The sequence below is a fragment of the Lysinibacillus sphaericus genome, from assembly GCF_000600105.1.
GTDB lineage: Bacteria > Bacillota > Bacilli > Bacillales_A > Planococcaceae > Lysinibacillus > Lysinibacillus sphaericus.
This window is the reverse complement of record NZ_CP006837.1, coordinates 1,984,613-2,003,080: the sequence shown is the minus strand read 5'-3', so window position 1 is coordinate 2,003,080 and position 18,468 is coordinate 1,984,613. Positions and strand designations below refer to the sequence as shown.

Annotated in this window: 18 protein-coding genes; 5 read left to right on the top strand and 13 right to left on the bottom strand. The window is 37.5% G+C overall.

The features are described from left to right. Positions 1 to 64 precede the first annotated feature (64 nt). Together T479_RS09230 and T479_RS09225 are read right to left on the bottom strand one after the other, a co-directional pair. Entirely contained in the window at positions 65 to 1,081 is a 1,017-nt protein-coding gene (locus T479_RS09230; RefSeq protein WP_024363624.1) for an inorganic phosphate transporter, read from the bottom strand. 15 nt (positions 1,082 to 1,096) lie between these two features. Continuing rightward, a complete protein-coding gene (locus T479_RS09225) occupies positions 1,097 to 1,717 on the bottom strand; it encodes a DUF47 domain-containing protein (protein ID WP_025219331.1) in 621 nt (206 codons plus the stop codon). Positions 1,718 to 2,100: 383 nt separating this feature from the next. On the opposite strand from T479_RS09225, the gene T479_RS09220 reads away from it, so the two are divergent. The 3 genes from T479_RS09220 (at position 2,101) to T479_RS09210 (ending at position 5,319) form a co-directional block, all read left to right on the top strand. Then, on the top strand, positions 2,101 to 2,871 hold the full coding sequence (locus tag T479_RS09220; protein ID WP_080653353.1) for a sulfite exporter TauE/SafE family protein: 771 nt from the start codon (positions 2,101 to 2,103) through the stop codon (positions 2,869 to 2,871). A gap of 143 nt (positions 2,872 to 3,014) precedes the next feature. Next, the gene (gene nhaC / locus T479_RS09215; RefSeq protein ID WP_025219330.1) at positions 3,015 to 4,391 is read left to right on the top strand and encodes a Na+/H+ antiporter NhaC; all 1,377 of its coding nucleotides are present in this window, start codon (positions 3,015 to 3,017) and stop codon (positions 4,389 to 4,391) included. 169 nt (positions 4,392 to 4,560) lie between these two features. Then, entirely contained in the window at positions 4,561 to 5,319 is a 759-nt protein-coding gene (locus T479_RS09210; protein ID WP_025219329.1) for a class I SAM-dependent methyltransferase, read from the top strand. A 151-nt stretch (positions 5,320 to 5,470) separates the two neighbouring features. Here the strand turns inward: T479_RS09210 and T479_RS09205 are convergent, their stop codons facing one another. From T479_RS09205 to T479_RS09180, 6 genes are all read right to left on the bottom strand, one after another. Next, positions 5,471 to 5,794, bottom strand: a complete 324-nt coding sequence (locus tag T479_RS09205; protein ID WP_025219328.1) for a YnfA family protein — start codon at positions 5,792 to 5,794, stop codon at positions 5,471 to 5,473. 94 nt (positions 5,795 to 5,888) lie between these two features. After that, positions 5,889 to 6,629, bottom strand: coding sequence for an urease accessory protein UreH domain-containing protein (locus T479_RS09200; RefSeq protein ID WP_024363618.1), 741 nt, complete (start codon positions 6,627 to 6,629; stop codon positions 5,889 to 5,891). Between the two features lie 19 nt (positions 6,630 to 6,648). Then, positions 6,649 to 7,521, bottom strand: a complete 873-nt coding sequence (locus T479_RS09195) for a LysR family transcriptional regulator (RefSeq protein WP_025219327.1) — start codon at positions 7,519 to 7,521, stop codon at positions 6,649 to 6,651. Positions 7,522 to 7,673: 152 nt separating this feature from the next. Next, positions 7,674 to 8,531: a patatin-like phospholipase family protein gene (locus tag T479_RS09190; protein WP_029747330.1), complete on the bottom strand. Its 858-nt coding sequence runs from the start codon at positions 8,529 to 8,531 to the stop codon at positions 7,674 to 7,676. A 311-nt stretch (positions 8,532 to 8,842) separates the two neighbouring features. Further along, positions 8,843 to 9,946 (bottom strand): DUF2812 domain-containing protein, encoded by a 1,104-nt coding sequence (locus tag T479_RS09185; RefSeq protein ID WP_025219326.1) that lies wholly within the window; start codon positions 9,944 to 9,946, stop codon positions 8,843 to 8,845. Further along, positions 9,943 to 10,236, bottom strand: coding sequence for a PadR family transcriptional regulator (locus T479_RS09180; protein WP_052599571.1), 294 nt, complete (start codon positions 10,234 to 10,236; stop codon positions 9,943 to 9,945). The genes T479_RS09185 and T479_RS09180 overlap by 4 nt, the downstream gene beginning before the upstream one ends. 472 nt (positions 10,237 to 10,708) lie before the next feature. Here T479_RS09180 and T479_RS24045 point away from each other — a divergent pair, with 472 nt between their 5' ends. Beyond that, on the top strand, positions 10,709 to 11,077 hold the full coding sequence (locus tag T479_RS24045; RefSeq protein WP_227665433.1) for a hypothetical protein: 369 nt from the start codon (positions 10,709 to 10,711) through the stop codon (positions 11,075 to 11,077). A gap of 372 nt (positions 11,078 to 11,449) precedes the next feature. Here the strand turns inward: T479_RS24045 and T479_RS09170 are convergent, their stop codons facing one another. The 5 genes from T479_RS09170 to T479_RS09150 all read right to left on the bottom strand — a co-directional run bounded on the left by T479_RS09170 (position 11,450) and on the right by T479_RS09150 (position 17,071). Then, on the bottom strand, positions 11,450 to 13,168 hold the full coding sequence (locus T479_RS09170) for an FTR1 family iron permease (RefSeq protein ID WP_025219324.1): 1,719 nt from the start codon (positions 13,166 to 13,168) through the stop codon (positions 11,450 to 11,452). Continuing rightward, positions 13,143 to 14,402 (bottom strand): iron uptake transporter deferrochelatase/peroxidase subunit, encoded by a 1,260-nt coding sequence (gene efeB / locus T479_RS09165; RefSeq protein ID WP_025219323.1) that lies wholly within the window; start codon positions 14,400 to 14,402, stop codon positions 13,143 to 13,145. Before efeB ends, T479_RS09170 begins: the two co-directional genes overlap by 26 nt. Before the next feature lie 6 nt (positions 14,403 to 14,408). Next, a complete protein-coding gene (gene efeO / locus T479_RS09160) occupies positions 14,409 to 15,275 on the bottom strand; it encodes an iron uptake system protein EfeO (RefSeq protein WP_025219322.1) in 867 nt (288 codons plus the stop codon). 166 nt (positions 15,276 to 15,441) lie between these two features. Next, the gene (locus T479_RS09155; RefSeq protein WP_025219321.1) at positions 15,442 to 16,638 is read right to left on the bottom strand and encodes an MFS transporter; all 1,197 of its coding nucleotides are present in this window, start codon (positions 16,636 to 16,638) and stop codon (positions 15,442 to 15,444) included. Between the two features lie 13 nt (positions 16,639 to 16,651). After that, on the bottom strand, positions 16,652 to 17,071 hold the full coding sequence (locus T479_RS09150) for a MarR family winged helix-turn-helix transcriptional regulator (RefSeq protein WP_025219320.1): 420 nt from the start codon (positions 17,069 to 17,071) through the stop codon (positions 16,652 to 16,654). A 265-nt stretch (positions 17,072 to 17,336) separates the two neighbouring features. Here T479_RS09150 and T479_RS09145 point away from each other — a divergent pair, with 265 nt between their 5' ends. Beyond that, positions 17,337 to 18,380, top strand: a complete 1,044-nt coding sequence (locus T479_RS09145; protein ID WP_025219319.1) for an NAD(P)/FAD-dependent oxidoreductase — start codon at positions 17,337 to 17,339, stop codon at positions 18,378 to 18,380. The last annotated feature ends 88 nt before the right edge of the window (positions 18,381 to 18,468 follow it).

Sequence of the window (18,468 nt, the reverse complement as noted above, 5' to 3'; positions counted from 1 at the left end):
TAACAAGGGCAAATTCAAAGCAAAGAAAAAAGAATGCACATAAGTTGTGCATTCCTTCACTATTTTAGAAAAATAAGCTTAAAATAAAGTAAATTGTAGCAGCCATTACGGCAGAGATTGGCATTGTAATTACCCAAGTCGTAACAATTTTACGTGCCATACCCCATTTCACACCTTTGACACGGTGTGCAGTACCTACGCCCATAATAGAAGAAGAGATTACGTGCGTTGTCGATACAGGTAAATGAATTAACGTCGCACCAAAGATGATCGAAGCAGATGCTAAGTCCGCTGCTACACCATTCACTGGGCGTATTTTCATAATTTTACCACCGACTGTTTTAATTATTTTATAACCACCAACCGATGTTCCGAGACCCATCGCACAGGCAGCTGCAAAACGAACCCAAAACGGAATATCGTCACCTTGGTGTAAACCACCTGCAATTAATGCAAGGGTGATAATCCCCATCGCCTTTTGCGCATCGTTCGTACCGTGTGTAAATGATTGCAATGCCGCTGTACCGATTTGCATCGTTCGGAAGCCTTTATTTGTTCGATATAAATTCATATCTTTAAAGATTACTTTAAACAGTGACATCATGAAAAAACCAGCTACAAACGCAAGTAATGGAGAGAAAATAAGCGCCTGAAGGATTTTAATAAAGCCTGTGTAATTTAGAATATCAAATCCTGCCGCAGCAATTGCCGCCCCTGCAACTGAACCAATTAAAGTATGGGACGAACTAGACGGTATCCCAAAATACCATGTTAATAAATTCCATGTAATAGCTGACAGTAAAGCTGCCAAAATAACCACTGACCCTGTAATATCACCGTCATACGTATTTAGTGTAAACGGGTCAACAATATCTTTCGTTAATGCTTTCGCAACTCCAACAAATGTAATAGCTCCGATAAAGTTCATTACCGCAGCCATGTACACAGCAGTACGTGGCTTTAGGGCACGCGTTGATACAGATGTTGCAATAGCATTGGCTGTATCATGGAAGCCGTTAATAAAGTCGAACACAAGTGCGAATATAACGACTAATATTGTTATCAGTAATATTGTATCCATTTAGTACACTCCATCTTACGCATTTCGCATAATTATTGTTTCGATTGTATTCGCTACTGTTTGACAACAATCTGCAATATCTTCAAATTGTTCGTAAATATCTTTGAATACGATAATGCGCATTGGATCTTTTTCTTGAATAAATAATTGCTTCATAGAAGAACGGAATATCTCATCACATTCACGCTCATAGTCTTTAATTTGAATGGCATGTTTACGCATTTCTACAAGCTTTTTACTATTTAGTAGCTCCATTGCTTGTACCATTTCATCTGTACTTTTAGCAATGTACGTTAGGAATTGACGCATCGGCTCTGTTACTTCTGTTAAGTTGTACATATTAAAATGGGCAATACAGCCTTCCATCCCGTCAATTACATCATCTAATTTATTTGCTAGCGCTAATATATCTTCTCGTTCAATAGGTGTCATAAATGATTTATTAAGCATAACAATTAGCTCATGAATCAGCTTATCACCGCTTGTTTCATATTGTTTCATTGTATCGGCGATCTCTTTTAATGCATCGATATCATGAATACGCGCGTTATGAGCGAAGTAAATACCTTCTTTCACATTTTGAGAAATTTTTAATAAAGCCTGAAAAAATGGATCTTGCTTACTTGAGTTGAACATTATGTTCCTCCTGTTGAATAAATATTGTCGATTTCTGCAACTATCATAACAAAATCTTTACATAATTCTACATAACTTTAAAGATAAATAAATTGAATTTACAATAATGTAATATTAAAATTGCCATATTTCATTCAAACATACGTAAACAAGTTACAAACGTTGGAAATCTTCTAATAAAAAGACGTTTTTTGCTGTTGAATGTAACGTTTTTTCTTTAATTTTTATAAAAATACTTGAAAAAAATTTTTTCTTATAATTTTACAATGTAAAGGAATTGTAAATTTTAAATCCACAAAATATACAAACACCATTGTTATTTTTAGCCATAAGCAGTACGCTTACAAGAAAACATTGTATGATGCAAAAGGATGGTTATTTTCATGGATATTCATTTACTTTCACTTAGTACATTATTAGTATTTGGCTTTATCGCATCCTTTTTAAATGCCATTGTTGGTGGTGGAGGCTTGATTTCTTTACCAGCATTAATGGCGGTAGGATTACCACCAAGTACAGCCATTGCAACGAATAAACTAGCGAATACCATCAGTAATGGCACTAGCATGCTGACTTTTTTGCGGGCAGGTAAAGTCGATTTTAAAAAGATTGGAAAAATCTTACCTTTTATTTTTTTAGGCTCTTTAATTGGTGCATACACTGTGCACCTTGTATCACCTTCGATTTTAAAGCCACTTATGCTTGTTATGCTCGTACTAGTCGCAACTTATACAGTTTTAAAAAAAGATTGGGGACAACAGCCAAAGCAACGTATGTTAAGTATAGGAAAGAAAATAGCCTTTCTTTGTGCGTTTACGGTGGTAGGCTTTTACGATGGTTTTTTTGGCCCAGGGACAGGTTCTTTTTTTATTTTCATCCTTTTAATGATGGGAAATGATTTTTTGCAAGCTGCTGGGAATGCAAAAGCATTTAACTTCACATCGAATTTGGCTGCACTTGTAATGTTTTTAGTATTAGGACAGGTCAATTTTTTATATGGCTTGCCGATGGGCTTCGTTATGATATTCGGTGCTATTTTAGGGTCTAAATTTGCGTTAACACGGGGGACGAACATGATGCGTCTTATTTTTATTGTCATGACGTGTATCTTAATTATCAAAAATGCATGGGATTATGTTGCGCATTTTAACTAGTAGATAGCGAGAAAATATCGCTATCTTTTTTAACGGTCTATATAGACAGAATTTTCAATCAATTGACAATATTTATAAGCATGCTATAATACTTTTGGGCTTCACCGCATTGAAGCGCAGAAGTAATTGTTAGGAGGATTCGTATGTTTCGCATTGAAGCAAAAAGTAACCCTCGATTTATTGAGGCTTGCTTCATTACACTTTTAATTATTGCCACAATGGCCATTAGTATTGGCTATTTAAAAGCAACGCCACATATCCCCATTATTTTAGTAATCTCACTTTTAATTGCCTATGGACTATTGAAAAAAGTACCTTTCCGTGAGCTTGAATCTGGGATGGTTGCTGGTGCCAGTGCTGGTTTAGGTGCTGTCTTTATTTTCTTCTTTATCGGTATTTTAATTTCGAGTTGGATTATGGGCGGCACCATTCCAACGCTGATATATTACGGTTTTTTAACTGTTTCACCTAGCTTTTTCTTTGCCATTGTTTTTCTTATTTGTAGCATTGTCGGGATTTCCGTTGGTAGCTCTTTAACAACAGTTGCGACAGTTGGCGTGGCCTTTATGGGAATCGCTGGCGCAATGGATATTTCGTTAGCCATCACGGCTGGTGCTATTGTTTCCGGCGCCTTTTTTGGCGATAAAATGTCACCGCTATCTGATACAACTAATTTAGCATCGGGTACAGTAGGTGTTGATTTATTTGAGCATATTAAAAATATGGGTTGGACGACTATTCCTGCCTTTGTGATTTCGTTTGCTTTGTATGCCTTGCTATCACCGTCTGGTGCCAATACTTCTTTTGAAACGGTTGAACAATTTAAAATAGGATTACTTTCTACAGGCCTTATTCATTGGTACACATTACTACCAATCGTTGTTCTGGTTATTATGACCTTATATAAAGCACCTGCTCTTATTACACTTGCAGTTGTTTCAATCGTTGGCGTTGGACTTGCTTACATACAAGAACCACTGGCCCTGTCCCACGTATTTGACATGCTGTTTAATGGCTATGTATCCGATACAGGAATTAAAGACGTAGATGCTCTGCTTACTCGTGGTGGATTGAATAGTATGCTCTTTACAATCGCTTTAGTATTACTTGCACTTACAATGGGCGGATTATTATTTACACTTGGTATTATTCAAAGTATTTTAGCAAAAATTGAAAGCATATTTACAAGTGCTGGCTCCGTTATTACGGGTGCTGCGCTAACAGGAATTGGCGTCAACACATTAATCGGTGAACAATATTTGTCCATTTTGCTTACTGGAGAGGCATTTAAAGCGCAGTTTGCAAAGGTTGGACTTGCGCCGAAAAATTTATCGCGTGTCATGGAAGATGCAGGTACTGTTGTGAACCCGCTTGTACCATGGAGCGTGTGCGGAATTTTTATCGCTAGTGTACTAGATATTCCAACAACTACTTATCTACCATTCACCTTCTTCTGTTTGCTTGGTCCAGTTTTAACAATACTATTTGGCTGGAGCGGCAAAACGCTCACAAAGCTTTAATTATTGATATTACCTTAAAAGAGTCTGCTCGTTTACTACGAATTACCCGTAGAGCGAGCGGATTCTTTTTCTTTCTATCATTCCAAATTGGAATCAAAACAGCCCTTTTTTCGAATTTTCGTTCCACACCTCTCTTTGTTATGCTAAAAAACAAAGGAGATGGTAGACAATGACAACAAAATGGAATGCAACTCTTTACGATCAAAAGCATGACTTTGTTTCAAAATTTGGAGAAAGTTTAGTCAACTTACTTGCACCACAAAAACAAGAACATATTTTAGATGTTGGCTGTGGCACAGGAGATTTAGCCAACGAAATAACGCAATGTGGTGCAGTTGTACATGGCATTGATGCTTCACATGATATGATTTTAAGCGCTCAACAAAAATATCCTACGCTTACCTTTAACACACAAGATGCAGCTACTATGGACTACACCCATCAATTTGATGCAGTCTTTTCCAATGCAGCGCTTCATTGGATGAAACAACAAGATAAAGTGATTGACAATATCTATCGTGCACTAAAACAACAAGGACGTTTTGTTGCAGAAATGGGCGGCCACGGGAATATCGCTTCTATTGTCGGAGCACTTAGAACAAGTATGGAGGCGCTTGGGCTGCCATATGAAGAGCAGTATTTCCCATGGTATTTTCCAGCAGCTGACGAATATCAAACGATGCTCGAAAAAGTGGGCTTTACTGTAAAAATGATTACTTTATATGAACGTCCGACGCCACTTCAAGGTGACGATGGCTTACGGAATTGGCTTGTTATGTTTAGCAACAACATTCTCCAGCATGTAAGTCAGCATGAAAAAGAACGCGTTTATGCAAAATGTGAAGAACTGTTGCGACCAACCAATTATCGAGATAAACAATGGATTGCTGATTATTGGCGCTTACGTTTTGTTGCAACAAAGGGCTAAAAAATGATTAGCGTCACGAAAAGGTCATGATACGCCACAAAAACAAATGCTAGCGCCACTAATCTTTGAGAAACGTCCCCCGTAGTGGACAACTTCGTTCACAGCAAAAAAGTGTTAGATTAATGACCGATAATCTAACACTTTCTCTCTATTATGAACGCGGCATTAACATAACCATGACTCCAATAATACAAATACCAGCACCAACTAAATCTAACATGTCAGGCTTTTGCTTATCTATGCCCCAGCCCCACAAGATGGACAGCACAATAAAAACTCCTCCATACGCTGCATAGACTCGACCAAAAGTCGGAAATGATTGAAAAGTCGCCACCACGCCATATAAAGCTAATGCAATCCCTCCAAAAATGCCCCAATAAAATGGTTTGCCTTCCCTTAACCAAAGCCAAATTAAATAGCCACCTCCGATTTCACCAATACCTGCTAATAGAAATAATACGATTGCATAAATCATATGTTCCCTCTTTCCTTTTTACAAATAAAAATAGAGACTGTCCTTACAGCAACAGCCTCCAAATTGTTCCACTCAAGCGCAACGTACTTCTTTTTCATATCGTTATACCCCAATAGGTAATAGTGTCCATTACGCCAATCATGATTAAAATGATACCTGCTACGATTTGTATTACTCTTCCCATTTTCATACTTGTTTTCATAATGGCGCGTTTTGTATCAAATATTTGAATCAGTACCAACATTAAAATAAGTGGCATGGAAGTCGCAAGACCAAAAACCGCTGGCAAAACCAATCCATAGGAAGTAGTAACAACTGTAGGCATCAGCCAAACGAAAAATAGCACAAACATCGTCGGACAAAAGGCAATGGCAAAGCATGCCCCCATTAGAAATGAACCTGCCTTCCCTTCTTTCAATACAAGCGGGATATGGGATGATATTTGATGCAGCCATTTTAATTTTAAAATGCCGATTAGGACAAGACCTGTTAACAACATAATGGGTCCTATCGTCTTACGAAATATTGGAAAATAAGTAGTTATTGATGTTTCAAATGATTGTCCAAATAGCCAAGCTAATAAGCCAATTAAACTAAAGACAGCAACCTTACCAATCATAAAAGCCATTACTTCGCTCCAATTATTTTTCATTTGAATGGTACGATGACCATAGAATGTTATGGCGCTCAAGTTGCCGGTTAATTGACAAGGTGCTAGTGCGCCAACTAGGCCAAGAAGTAACGCGATAACAAGTGGAGAATGTTCGTAGGAATTTAAAAATAACGTGATGGGTCCACTAACGACTCGACTTATTTCTGACATCATATTATACATGCAAATATCACCTTCTCTTCTAGTAATAGCTCCCTCTGTTTTGATAGACAGCATCACAAACCGTAAAAAAAGCTTCAATATCAGCCGTTACGTACTTTGATAAAAAATAAGTGTTGGACACAATATGCGAAAATTCCTTTACCGAATAACTATGGAGCGATTGCTCATCATAAGCAGCTTCAATAACACTTTTCGGTAAAAAGGCAATTCCTAGCCCTTGTTTGACAAAGTTTTTTATAACTTCTGTTTGGTTAACCTGCATGCTTTTATAGCTTGGCAATTGCTGAAGTACTTGTTGTACTTCTTGCCAATAAGACGCGTATTCATGTGTTAAAATCGTTTCTTGTTGTAAAAGCGTCATTGGATCAGTCCATTTTTTCCCTATCGGTACGATAAGTTGGAGTGGCTCTTGGGCAAGCATTTTCGTGTGCACCGCACGGGTGGAGGTTAATTTCGAAATCCCTATATCTATAGCTCCCCCATAAACCGCTTCCCCAATTTCATTAGATTTTAACAGTTCAATAGAAAGATGAATGGTAGGGTTTTGTTGCTGAAAACGATCGATAATAGCTGGTAATGTGGAATTTGCTATTTGAGGTGCTACACCTATTGTTAATTTCGAAGTAAAACCACTTTTCATCAATTGTGTACTATGTACTGCTTCATCAACGATTTCTACCACTTTTTCAGCTTGTTGTAAAAAGTGTGCACCAATTCGATTGAGTTTGACATGCTTTGTTTGACGTTCAAAAAGCGTTGTCTGCAATTCCTTTTCTAAATGCTGAATATGTTTGGATACCGTCGATTGTGTGATAAAGCGTCTTTCCGCCGTCTCACGGAAATTTTCCGTTTTCGCCGCAACGATAAACGTGCGTAACCATTCTGTTTCCATATACGCGCCTCTTCTAGTTTTCATTTATTATATCGAAATGTGATGTGACATGAAATCTTTTCTACAATTTTTACATAATGAACGTTGATGCTTAAGCGCTATGAAAAAGAGAGCCCAAAATGCACGTTGGCCCTCCCCTTACCATTTTAAAATCAAGTTAAAAATTGCTTTAATGCATCTATTTGTTGCATCGCTTGCTGATAGCCCATGTCGTAATTTTTACGCATTTGCACTGTATCTTTCTCAAAGCTATTAAGTGCTTGTGTTGGGCGGAATATAAATGCCTTTCCTTGTGCCTCTAATTGTTCACAATAATCAAGTGAAGCGTTATAATGGTCTGCACGTTTTTGCATGCTTTTTACTAAATTCGGATAACGTTTAGCTAGTAGTTTCATAGCCCATTTACTTTGCCGATCTAGCTGTTTACGGTAGCCTTTAGGTCGGGTTAATACTAGTACATGCTTTTTAAAACCCGTTTCAACACCATGCATAATCGGAATTGGCTCTGCTAAGCCACCATCGTAATATGGCGTATTATTTAGTTTGATTTCTGGAAATAAGATTGGTATAGCACAAGTTGCACGCAACATCGTACATTGGCGATCCATTTCCTTTGCATCCATATATTCAACTTGTCCTGTTGCTGCATTTGTTACGCCAAAAAGCAATTTCCCATCATACTGCTTGTACGTATCCCAATCAAAAATATCTAGCTCATTTGGAATCACATTATACGCAAAATCCAAGCCAAATAAGCTTTTTTCTTTAAGGAAATTTTTCAAGCCCATGTAGCGCTTATCATGGCGATAATCCATTAATACACGTAAAGACCGTTCCTTTTGCTGTGATACATACGAACATGCATTGATTGCACCTGCTGAAATAGCGACAACATAAGGCATCATAATGTCATGCTCTAAAAAAGCATCCAAGACACCAGATGTAAACAATGTACGAAACGTCCCACCCTCTAATATTAAACTTGAATCCTCCACATTTACCTGTAGCATGCCATCACTCTTTCACTCTATATTCTCTTTAGTTTACAGCAAACTTAAATAAGTTTCTTGATTTTTGCGCATGTATCATTTACGAGATTAATAATATTTACTTTTTAAATAAATATATATTCACAATATGAAGTATAAATTTCTCAAGTGTAATTTCATAATATGTTGTGTATTCTCTATGTATCACATGACTAGCATTTAGAACTTTAGTAACCATACTTATTTCTGATATTTTAACATGATAAAGAATTATTCAGCGCGCATTAAAAAGCACCTCCGTTCGAAAGGAAGTGCTTAGATAATCACTATTATTAATATCCCTCTCTTACAATTTTCCATTCACGTAAAAATCCTATAATTATTTTTAAAAATATTGATCCCCATAATGCAATTGTAACGATTAATAACAACCGTAATATGCCGTCAATTGACATTTCAAAAAAATTATTGCCTATTCTTAAAAAATTGATATATAAAGAAACTGCAAGAGTTATTAGCAAATAACCACTTATGCCTAAACTCATCAATAATGATTTTTTCAGACTACGAAACCTTTCATTAAGATCATACATAAATGCAGGAACCATCTCTCCTTCTTTATAAGGCATTGCCCAAATCGAGTAATGCATCCATGTTAAATTAGAAGAAAATTTTAATTGCCAACCTATCTCCTTATGAATGGAGAAGAAAGTACTATCTACTTTCGGTTCAAAGCATACTTCATATGCAATATTTTTTCTACCTGTTTGACGAAATGTAAATAGGGGTCCAAAAACACGTTCAAGTTCAAACCCTTGTTCTGCTTGTACTTCAAGCCATTCCTTTGTTTGTTGCGGCAAGTACATCCAACCTAGCTTTATTTTGTGTAATTTCCTACCATTAGCAATGACCTGAATACCAAAGTCCATTTCCTTCTTTTCAAACTTTCGATAAGCTCTATAGACAAACATTGATAAACTTATGAAAAGGGTAAGAATAAAAAGCGGAATGACAATCCCTAACCAACTGATATCTCCCACTGTTCTCGATGTAATGGTAGTCATTAGTAACACATTTATCTGTCCTGCCATCAAAATAATGGCCAATAAAATAAATAAGTACGTATGCATTCTCGCTCGTCTTAAGATAGTTTCACGTGTTGGATAGACAGCGACGTCTGATGATTCATTCTTCACAAACTGCCAACTTTTCGACGATGCTACCATGTGCCAACCTTCCTGCTGCAAAGCACTTGGTAATGCATTGTTATCCAAGCGAATCGCATAGATAGCATTTCTCGGTTCCCCCTCTTCAAAAGTAAATGCACGTGTTACTGCATTAAAATCACATAAATGATAGCCTTCCCTTGCCATATCACTTAGCCATTTCTCTGTTCTATTTACTTGATAGCTCCACAGCCATCGCAGTTTTTTCATGAAAAATCCTCCTCAAATCGTAATACATGTGCATGTAATTCTTTTAAACGAGTCATTTCCGCTTGCATCACCTGTTTCCCAAGTTCCGTCACTTCATAAATTGTTTTTCTACGATCATCCGCAAAAACTGTAATCATTTCATCCTTTTGCATTTTTGTTAGCGTGCCATAAATCGTACCAGAACCTAACTTGATTCTGTCATTTGTTAATTCAGCAACGCACTTAATAATACCGTAACCATGGCGTGGTTCAGTTAGTGATAATAATATATAAAATGAAGTCTCAGTCATTGGTACATATTTTTTAATTAATTTATCCAATTTCCCACCTCCATATGTCGCACCGTGACTATGTCATACCTAGACTATATCACGTTGCGATATAGTTTTCAATTATTTTGAGAAAAATCTTATTTTTATACAATCTTCTAATAACAAGAGGAGTTAATCAGCTATATTTAATGCTAAAATCATATATAACAAGAAGTCTTAACTGAGGAGGGCTCAATGTCATCGGTAAAAGGAATAAATGATACAGTCTCAAAAAACATTCCGTAAAAGCATGCAAGCAGATTGTCAAAACTGCTTTGGCTTATGCTGTACAGCACTAACTATTACCGCATCTTGTCATTTTGCAATGAATAAGTCCGCTGGCAGACCATGCACCCATTTGCACTCTAACTTTCACTGTCAAATACATCGTGACCTTAGAAGCAAAGGTTTTAAGGGGTGTACCGTCTATGATTGTTTAGGGGCGGGACAAATGGTTGCTCAAATAACATTCAATGGACAGAATTGGCGAGATAACGCTGAAGTGACTGAAAAAATGTTTCAAGTTTTTCCGATTATGGAGGAGTTATTTGAAATGATCACCTATGTTGCAGAGGCAATGGCATATCGGATATCACCTAAATTATACGACAAATTGCATAAACAATTAGAGACATTACTAACTCTTTCTAAATTAGAGGCAACAGCATTAGTGGTTCTAGATATTCCTCCAATCCGACAACCTGTCAACAACCTATTATTAGAAACCAGTGCACAAATTCGCAATAAGCTTGTATTCAACACTGTAAGTAAAAAAATGCGCCTCACCATAGAGGGGCAAATTGGATTGGACAAAATTTAAAGGGGAAAGATTTAACAGCAACAGACACTGCGATGTTTTTAACGCAAATGCAAATCAATTCGGCAATCGGTAATCACCAAACAAAACTACCATTTTATTTGCGTATGCCTTCGCATTGGCATACTGCACCATAAAAAAGGGGCTGGGACAAAAGAGAAAAAGTGTTAGATCGATGGGAGTCAATCTAACACTTTTTTGCTGCGCCGTTATTGTCCACTTCGTCTACCAACAACTAGTGAAGCCTTCTATTTTATTATTCATTGCAAAAGAAATAATAGAAAATATATTCTATATATTTTCTTAGCAAAAATTTATCATAACCAATGTACCTCTATTTAAGATTTTAAGGTTATGTCCCAGTCTCTTTTTTCGCTATTTTGCTTGTTTCTTTTTATAGATAATAGTTGCTACTACTAGCACAAGTAAAATCGCTTGCCCTATCATTGTTTCTAGTGTTGGATAGAAGCCAATTAAGCTAATGACTGGCAGGCCATCCACAATGGTCGTTGGTACACTATCTCTTAGTTGTAATGTATGCAAGCTGACACCGATGATTTTAAATGCTAACACATAAATTAACACAGTTGCCACCGCAAAAAGCTTATGAATGGCTATTTTACCACTCGCTTTGAATAAGACGATTGCGATAACAGCTAAGATGACAAGCGCCAAAACAATACCGAGTATAAATTGAGAGGTCGCCATTTTCGGTGCAATTCCCGCATAGAACACAAGTGTTTCTGCTCCTTCTCGGAACACCGATAAAAAGCTGACAGCAGCCATAGCAAATACGGAACCACTTGAAATAGCATTGCCCATTTGTTTTGAAATATAACGATTCCAGCTCGCAACGTTGGACTTACTATGAAGCCATATCCCGACTCCTATCATCATTGCAGCAGCTACAAGACCGACATAACCTTCCATTATTTCTCGGTTTGTATCGACCGTTGCTGAATGAAAGATCGTTGACATTAATACTGCCGCTACAGCCGATAATACTACCCCAGCTAAAGCCCCGATATAAATCCATTTACGTAACGATGTTTGTCCTGATTTATTTAAAAATGACACTAATGCAAGGATAATCAATAATGCCTCTAAGCCCTCACGCAACAAAATAAGTGCTGAATCCCAAATGGAATAATCGGCATTACCTTGTATTAATTCAATTTCGGTACGGAACTGATTAAGTTTACTTTTAATGGTCTTTTCATCGACCTGAGTCTTTAATAAGTCACTTACTATAATCGGCATATCACTTTCTATTTTAGTATAAAGATTACCGTTGCGTGTTGAAATTTCAATCTCTACACTTGGCCAAATCGTAATAAATTCGCGTATTTTATCAGATGCTGCCTTGTAGTCACCATCGTCTATCAAATCGTTAGCTTCATCTATATACGCAATTAAAGACGCTAAAGAATATTCACCTGCTACAATTTGTGCTGTTTCGTTACCTGCTACAAAATCTTCAATCGTTTTCTTTAGTTCTGCAAATTGTGATTGCATTAATGTTACATCAGGCTGTTCTGAAGAAATTGTAATACGTAAAAAAGCCATTTGTGTTTCAATTTGACCGTACATTGCAATACTTTGTTCACGTACTGGTCTTTCATTTTTATTCCATTTCATATTAAACTCTTTGTACGCAGCGTCAATCGTTGTTATATCACCACTTGCTAATGCTTGCTCAAAGGCAGTCATAATTGGTTTCATTTTTAGACCAAAGTCAGCTCGTTGCTCCGCTTCATCTACTGGATTTTCGAGCTTTTCTAATGCACGTAATGCATTCGATAGAGCCGACAATGCAGTTAAACGCTCTTCTTTTGAAGAAGCCTTTACAGCTTGCTCAAGTATTTGATCAACCTTTTCTTTTGCTTCAGTTTGTTGTGAATTTACAGTCGCCCAGTCCGTTGCAAATTGTTCAAGTGCACGCGTTGCTTCAGCTTGCTTGTCTTGCTTCGTATTCATCAGAGCGTCACTAATGGAAATGTACAAGTGACTATAAGATTCTGCTGCTTGTACTGGTACCGCAAGTGCCAATAATAAGCATACTATAATGCTACAGCGCGTTAAAAAGTGCTTCACCTAAATAACTCCCTTTTTGTACTCCAGGGAAGCAAGCAAAAACGGCACTGCCTCGATGAGTAATATATTCATTCATTTTGTCCATTCGTCCTAGACTGTTTTGCACTGTTGTAAACTGCGCCGGATCTTTTTGGAAAGAGATAAATAGGAGCCCTGCATCGTGCGCTCCTGTATTCGACATAACGCCTGATGCGTAAGAATAAGAGCGACGTAGTATGCGAGCACCTGATTTACGTGCTAAATGGACATGCGATGTATCGGGCATAATATACTCGCCCTTGTTATCTTTTGCTTCTACATCAAAATCATCGAATTCCTTCGTTTTACCAAATGGCGCACCACTATCGCGATAACGCCCAAACGTTGCTTCTTGATCCTTTAACGATGTACGATCCCATGTTTCAAGATGCATTTGGATTTTTCGAGCCACTAAATAGGAGCCACCCTTAAGCCACCCTTTATCGACCCATACTACTTTGTTTAAGTCTTGTTCATCTTTAATAGAAGGGTTGACTGTACCGTCCTTGAATGCAAATAAATTTCGAGGTGTCCCCCCTTCAGCAGGGAATGAGTTAAAGCCAGCTTGGGACCATTTAATCTCCACTTTGCCAGAAGCAGCGCGTACTAAATTGCGTACAGCATGGAACGCCACTTGGGGATCGTCCGCACAGGCTTGAATGCAAAGATCTCCACCTGTATATTCCTTTTGTAGTTGGTCTTTCGGAAAATGTGGTAAGTCCGCTAATTCGGCTGGTTTTAAATGTGCCATGCCAAGCTTATCGAACAGTGAAGGACCTACACCAAACGTTATGGATAAATTCGAAGCATCTAAGCCTTCTGCTTCTCCGGTATCACCCGTTGGAACTCTAGTATTTGTTGTTAAATCTACCATTAATTCACCATTCATTAAACGAACAACAAGAGGTGTCCATTTCTTGAACAACTCTTGTAGCTCCTCTTTTGATGTCACTAAAACCGTTAAAGAAGCAAAATATATATGTTTTTGAACGGGTGTATTAATGCCAGACTGATGTTTACCATAGAAATTAACTTTATTTTTTGCTGTTGTGCTATCAGCGACAGGTTCAAACATATCGTAACCCATCGCTTTCATTACACCACCAAAGCCAGAAGCACCTATCGCAATGCCAGCCACGCCCATGCCTGTTAGTTTTAACATGTCACGGCGAGATATTTTTTTATTTATCCATTTTTCATCATTAGACGTTGTCATTCTTTATCACTCCAAAATAATGCCCATTTGACTTAATGGCTCACCTAGTTGGTTCACTGCTGCTGCTAATGCTTTTGTATTTTCTTCTGTTAAATCTTCGTAAGAAATATAACCGCCATCAGCTGTTGCATGTAGTGCTAATAAGTCATCCACTGCTTTAAATTTTTCATCTAACGCTGCAACTAACTCTTTGTCTTTTGCTTCTAATTTTGGTCGAAGAATTTCAAAGATTTTTTCTGCCCCTTCAATATTCGCTTTAAAATCATAGAGGTCTGTATGTGAATAAATTTCTTCTTCACCCGTAATTTTTGAAGTAGATACTTCATTCAATAAATCAACTGCACCTGTAATCATTAAATCAGGTGTTACTTCTACTGTTTGAACAAGTGCATGTAATTCTTTAGCGTCTGCTAGTAGCTGATCTGCCACTGCCTCATAGCCCTTTGTTGTATTTTCTACCCAAAGTGCATATTCAAGCTTATGGTAGCCAGTCCACTCTTCTTTCCCTTTACCTTCTTCTTCAATATCGGCTAAACGACCATCAATACGTGGATCAAGGTCACCAAAGCTTTCTGCAATTGGTTCAGAACGCTCGAAGTACATACGTGCTGGCGCATACGCTGCTTTTGCACCTTCCATATCACCCGCTTTAAACAGGTTGACGAACTTTTCTGTATCTAGCAAGAAATGATCCATCTGTTCTAATGCAAATTGTTGATAGGCTGATAGTTCAGTAGTCAAATCTACCGCTGCCGTTTGTGCTGCTTGCTCCGTTGCTGGTTTCTCTTCTTTTTTTGTGTCTTCTGTATTGCCACAGCCCGCCATAATTATGCCACCTGCAACTAACACTGATAATAATGATTTGTTTTTCATGCTAAATACCTGCTTCCCGAATTAGTCTCTATTGTGAATGATAATCATTATCATATTTGATTGCAAGAAGTATTTTTAATTTAAGAAAAAAACGTCATTTTGCAGTTGAATTTTATTTCCAACAAGCAAAAAGACGTTTGTTCTACAATATAATGATTATAATCTACTAAATATTGACTTGTTTTACTTTTTCATATTTCCCATATAAGACATAATAGAGCACGATTGAAAGGAAAATTACCGCTACCATCGATAAAAATATAGCGCTGTAACCAATCGTCGGTGCAAAAAGCCCTAAGAAATAAGGCCCTACACCTAATCCTAAATCGTACAAAATAAAATACGTTGAAGTGGCGAGCCCTAAACGCTCGTGTGGTGTAACCTTAATAGCTATTGCTTGGGCTACTGAGTTAAAATTACCATAACCAATACCAATAAAAGCCGCAGCTATTAAAAATACAACAGTGCTTGTCGCTGTACTAAATGCATACATGCCCATTGCAAACAAGATTAGACACGGATAAATAATAATATTCGCGCCTCTTGCATCAAGTATTTTCCCTGTAAATGGACGAGTTGCTAAAATAACAAGGGCATAAACGATAAAGAAGTAACTGCCTGCTGTGACCAAATGAAGCTCTTTTGCGTAAAATGTCATAAACGACATCACACCTGAATAAGCAAAGCCAATAACAAGAGCTACAACAGCGATAGGCAGTGCACGCAATTCAATAAAGCTGGATAGCTTGAAGCCCGCTTTCTCTGCCATTATCTTTGGATTTTTTGGCGCATCTGGCACGGTCACCATAAAATACATCATGAAGCAAACTACTGCTAAAACCGAATCGACCGCAAAAATCATACGATAATCTTCAAACAACTGCGTTAATAATATACCGATAAACGGACCTATTGCAGTTGCTAAAATCGCACTTAAGCTGTAATAGCCAATCCCTTCACCTCGTCGCTCTGGTGGTAAAATTTGTGCAATAATCGTACCTGTAGCCGTACTCGCTACACCGAGCGCTATCCCCTGCATTAAACGATTCATCATCAGTAACGGAAGATTTAAAGCAATAAAATAAGACATAGTCGATAGCATAAATAATAATAAGCCAATGAATAATGTTTTTTTACTGCCTAAATCACCGATAATTCGTCCTGTGCCAAGTCGTCCAAATAGTGTCCCGATAATAAAAATACTTGACACTAGACCAGCCGTACTTGTTGAAGCGTCAAATTGCTCCACTGCATAGCCAGCTATTGTCACCATTAATAAATAAAAAATTAACGTAATCGTAAAATTAATTAAAGAAACAACTAAAAAGTCTTTTGTCCATAATTTATGTCTTGTTGATTCCACTTGTTTTTCTCTCCTACTGATGAATATTCATACATATGGTCGCTAAAACCCGAGAAGCCGTTTCAATATCCTGTGTCGGCACACCTGCTAGTGCTTTTTCTAAAAATGGTTTTAAGTGCTCCTGCACTTCTTGCACGATGTTTTCTCCAAATGGCGTTAATTGTACCACTTTTTCTCGCTTATCTTTGCCTGCCACTGTCTCCACATAGCCAAGTTCTACAAGCTTTTGTACAAGCCTCGTTACGCTCGGCTTTTCAATTGACATAAAGCTCGCAATTTCAACGAGCGAATGTGGCCCTTTATCAATTAAAAAACGCAATACTGCCCACTGTGAACTATAAAGTTGAAAGTGTTCCAGTTGCATATTGAGTTGGTTAGTAAACGGTCGGTACATTAAGCGATACTCATTAAAAAACTGCTGTTCAATCGTCATATTACCCCTCCTTATATAGTTAGCCTAGCTAACTATATAGCACTTTGTTCTTCTTGTCTAGATAGAAGCTTAAATATAGAAGCGATTCCTAGGCTTTACCAACAAAGATGGATTCAAATGGAAAAGCTTCTCTTTCTTTTTAGTTATACGCATGATATGATAGCAACGAATCGATATTGATAATCATTATCATTTAAATGATTGAACTATCCAATAAGGATATACAATACTTTTCCAATAAATTTTTAAGGATGTGGCGATACAAGTGCAAGATTTATATGATGTAACGATTATTGGCGGTGGACCTGCAGGTTTATATAGCACCTTTTATAGTGGATTAAGAGGCTTGAAAACAAAATTAATCGAAAGCCAAGAACAGCTAGGTGGAAAGGTGTTACTTTATCCTGAAAAGTTAATATGGGATATAGGCGGTCACCCGCCCATTTTAGGCGAACAATTTGTCAAACAATTAATTGCGCAAGCCAAAACATTTAAACCAACAATGCTAACAAGCACAAAGGTTGACTTTATCGAACGTCAAGGAGATTTATTTGTAATACATACAGCACAGGGAGAAAAACATTATTCGAAAACCGTTCTGTTAGCTGTTGGTGGTGGTATTATTAATCCGCAAAAACTGACGTTAGAAGGTGCTGAAAAATACGAAATGTCCAATTTACACTATACAGTCCAGTCTTATAAACGCTTTGTAAATAAAGATATTATTATTTCAGGAGGCGGAAATGCGGCACTCGACTGGGCAGTAGAACTTAGCCCGATTGCCAAAAACGTAACGATTGTCTACCGTAAGGACACGCTTTCAGCACACGAAGCAACCATACAAGAGGCGCTAGATGTTGGTGTACAAATCGAATGTAATACAACCATTACAAAACTATCTGCCAATCCAGATAAAACAGCGATTCAATTCGTTACATGTGAAAATTCTCGGACCAACCAAAGCTATACACGCCAAATTGATGAAGTCATTGTAAGTCACGGTTATAATCGCGAAGCCTCGCTCACATTTGATGAAGCCATTGCCATTCCTAAAAAAGATGACTATTATTTTGAAGGAAAAGCAACTGGCGAAACAGCACAACCAGGAATTTTTGCAGCAGGTGATATTTTATCGTTTGAAGGGAAAATTCATCTTCTACTTGGCACATTTCAAGATGCAGCAAACGCCGTTAACTCCATTAAAACGTACTTGGAACCAACGGCTCATCGACATGCAGTAGTATCCTCTCATAACGAAGTATTTAAAGAAAAAAATCGCTCGATTATCGAAAACAGCTTATCGAAATAAAGTAGATAAACAAAAGTGTTAGATTGACAGCCGTCAATCTAACACTTTTGTTGATACAAACTTGGTGCCCGTTTTTAGAGCGTATTCT

What these genes read in the sequence shown, in the direction of transcription:
- T479_RS09230 (WP_024363624.1), bottom strand. Translation starts at nt 1,081, where the DNA reads ATGGATACAATATTACTGATAACAATATTAGTCGTTATATTCGCACTT.
- T479_RS09225 (WP_025219331.1), bottom strand. Translation starts at nt 1,717, where the DNA reads ATGTTCAACTCAAGTAAGCAAGATCCATTTTTTCAGGCTTTATTAAAA.
- T479_RS09220 (WP_080653353.1), top strand. Translation starts at nt 2,101, where the DNA reads ATGGATATTCATTTACTTTCACTTAGTACATTATTAGTATTTGGCTTT.
- nhaC (WP_025219330.1), top strand. Translation starts at nt 3,015, where the DNA reads ATGTTTCGCATTGAAGCAAAAAGTAACCCTCGATTTATTGAGGCTTGC.
- T479_RS09210 (WP_025219329.1), top strand. Translation starts at nt 4,561, where the DNA reads ATGACAACAAAATGGAATGCAACTCTTTACGATCAAAAGCATGACTTT.
- T479_RS09205 (WP_025219328.1), bottom strand. Translation starts at nt 5,794, where the DNA reads ATGATTTATGCAATCGTATTATTTCTATTAGCAGGTATTGGTGAAATC.
- T479_RS09200 (WP_024363618.1), bottom strand. Translation starts at nt 6,629, where the DNA reads ATGTATAATATGATGTCAGAAATAAGTCGAGTCGTTAGTGGACCCATC.
- T479_RS09195 (WP_025219327.1), bottom strand. Translation starts at nt 7,521, where the DNA reads ATGGAAACAGAATGGTTACGCACGTTTATCGTTGCGGCGAAAACGGAA.
- T479_RS09190 (WP_029747330.1), bottom strand. Translation starts at nt 8,531, where the DNA reads ATGCTACAGGTAAATGTGGAGGATTCAAGTTTAATATTAGAGGGTGGG.
- T479_RS09185 (WP_025219326.1), bottom strand. Translation starts at nt 9,946, where the DNA reads ATGAAAAAACTGCGATGGCTGTGGAGCTATCAAGTAAATAGAACAGAG.
- T479_RS09180 (WP_052599571.1), bottom strand. Translation starts at nt 10,236, where the DNA reads ATGACTGAGACTTCATTTTATATATTATTATCACTAACTGAACCACGC.
- T479_RS24045 (WP_227665433.1), top strand. Translation starts at nt 10,709, where the DNA reads ATGGTTGCTCAAATAACATTCAATGGACAGAATTGGCGAGATAACGCT.
- efeB (WP_025219323.1), bottom strand. Translation starts at nt 14,402, where the DNA reads ATGACAACGTCTAATGATGAAAAATGGATAAATAAAAAAATATCTCGC.
- efeO (WP_025219322.1), bottom strand. Translation starts at nt 15,275, where the DNA reads ATGAAAAACAAATCATTATTATCAGTGTTAGTTGCAGGTGGCATAATT.
- T479_RS09150 (WP_025219320.1), bottom strand. Translation starts at nt 17,071, where the DNA reads ATGACGATTGAACAGCAGTTTTTTAATGAGTATCGCTTAATGTACCGA.